Consider the following 2,307-nt stretch of genomic DNA (forward strand, 5'->3'; position numbering starts at 1 on the left):
CTCGTCCGGAGCGCGCACGTCGCGCTCCGGACGAGTTCGTCGAGGGACAATCCCCTCGTACCCATTCGGCTGAGCGATTATGAAAGCGGGACCGTGGCGCAGTCGGTTCACCAGAGATCAGCAGACTTCGGTCTGTTCACGACGGGGCAGGTCTCGACCACCTTCGGCTCCGCTCTGACCGCTGCCGTATTACCGGTGATCGCGGTGGAGAAGTTCGCTGCCGATGCGTGGCAGATCGGTCTGCTACACGCATCATCTGCGGTTCCGGTGGTGTTCCTGGGGTTCATGGTGGGAGTGTGGTCGGACCGGCGTGAACGCAAGCGGCTGTGGTTGATCGTGGCCGATATCGTGTCGATGGTTGCCATCGGTGGTCTCTGTCTCGGCATGGCCACCGGGGTAGCGGGCTTCTACTGGATTCTGCCGGTGACCTTCCTGTTCGGGATATTGACGCTGGTAGCAGAGGCTCTCTATTTCGCTCATCTGGAAACGGTTATCGGCGATCGGACGATCCTGCAGGCCCGTTCCCGGCTGATCGCGGCCGAACGCCTGGGGTCCTCGGCCGGGCGTGGTGTATCGGGTGCCCTGGTCTGGATTGGGGGTTATGTCTTTCCGCTGGTAGTAGACCTGATCAGCTTTGTCGTCAATGCGATATGTTTGGCGCTGATCAGGAGTCCGGACGGTGGACGTGTGCAGCGAACCGAGTCGACGGTACGCCAGGACATGGCGCATGGATTCCGGCTATTGGTACGGATCCCGTTGCTCAAAGCATTCTCTACTGTCGGCCTGCTCATTTCGGTCGCGGAAGCGATGATCCTGGCAATGCTTCCGATCCTGCTGCTGCGGCAGCTGGGTCTACCGGCGTACCTCTACGGTCTGGTTCTGATCGCTTCCAGTGCGGCCGCGATCGGTGGTGCGTGGGTTGCGCCGCGCATCGGCGAGCGACAGGGGACAGCGGCCGTCAATCGATGGGGGCTTCTGGGGATTGCCGCAGGAATGGCCGGGCTTGCCGCCGGAGCGACGCTCGGATCCGTTCCGGGGCTGAGTTTCGCAGTAGCCGGACTCGCCGTGCTCGGCTTCGCGGGATCCATGTGGAATGTCGGGCTCACCACCCTGGTTACCGAATCGGCCGATTCGGCCGTACTCGGTCGAGTTTCGATGAACATTCGAACGCTGACCGCGCTCGCTGGGATCATGGGAGCCGTAGCGGCCGGATGGATCGGTGAGACACTGGGAATCGCGAACCAGCTGTGGATCGCGACGGCGGTCGGCGCGGTCGGCGTCATCTTGATGGCACTGTCGATATCGCGGGACGATAAACCACCTGCCGCGCCCGCCGAAGTGCGGGTTCGAGCCGAAAGCGACCGACCTCGATGACCGCAACCGGCGGCCCACCCATGGTGAGCCGCCGATCCGATCTACGAGACGACCGGGAGATACACCGCGTTACCGGAGGCGTGGAATTCGGCGGACTTCTCCGCCATCCCCGCCTCGATGGCCTCGACATCGGTCAGGTTGTGGCGTTCGGCGTATTCGCGGACATCGGCGGATATCCGCATGGAACAGAACTTCGGGCCGCACATCGAGCAGAAATGCGCTGTTTTGGCCGGTTCGGCGGGCAGTGTCTCGTCGTGGTACTCCCGGGCGGTGTCCGGGTCCAGGGACAGCGCGAACTGGTCGTGCCAGCGGAACTCGAAACGCGCCTTGGACAATTCGTCATCCCGGCGTTGCGCATGCGGATGACCCTTGGCCAGATCGGCGGCATGCGCGGCGATCTTGTAGGTGATCACACCGGTTTTCACATCGTCGCGGTTCGGCAGGCCCAGATGCTCCTTCGGGGTGACATAACACAGCATCGCGGTACCGGCCTGCGCGATCATCGCCGCGCCGATGGCAGAGGTGATGTGGTCGTAGGCGGGTGCGATATCGGTGGCCAGCGGCCCCAATGTGTAGAAGGGCGCCTCCTCGCACAGCTCCTCTTCCAGCCGCACGTTCTCCACGATCTTGTGCATCGGCACATGCCCCGGGCCCTCGATCATCACCTGCACGCCGTGCGATTTGGCGACCTTCGTCAGTTCACCCAGCGTGCGGAGCTCGGCGAACTGCGCCGCGTCGTTGGCGTCGGCGATGGAACCGGGACGTAAACCGTCGCCGAGGGAGAAGGTCACGTCGTAGCGGGCCAGGATCTCGCAGAGTTCCTCGAAATGCGTGTACAGGAAAGATTCCCGGTGATGAGCCAGGCACCAGGCCGCCATGATCGAACCACCCCGCGAGACGATGCCGGTGACACGCTTCGCGGTGAGCGGCACA

General features: G+C 63.3%; 2 protein-coding genes. One reads left to right on the forward strand and one right to left on the reverse strand.

Features of this window, described 5'->3' with window-relative positions; all coding sequences use genetic code 11:
* On the forward strand, nt 1–1,374 hold a 1,374-nt coding region (locus tag ACWDU1_RS31720), incomplete at its 5' end, for an MFS transporter (protein WP_450004105.1).
* Between the two features lie 41 nt (nt 1,375–1,415).
* On the opposite strand, the gene thiC is transcribed toward ACWDU1_RS31720, so the two are convergent.
* On the reverse strand, nt 1,416–2,307 hold an 892-nt coding region (thiC, locus tag ACWDU1_RS31725), incomplete at its 5' end, for a phosphomethylpyrimidine synthase ThiC (protein WP_450004106.1).

The organism is Nocardia sp. NPDC003345, from assembly GCF_053589395.1.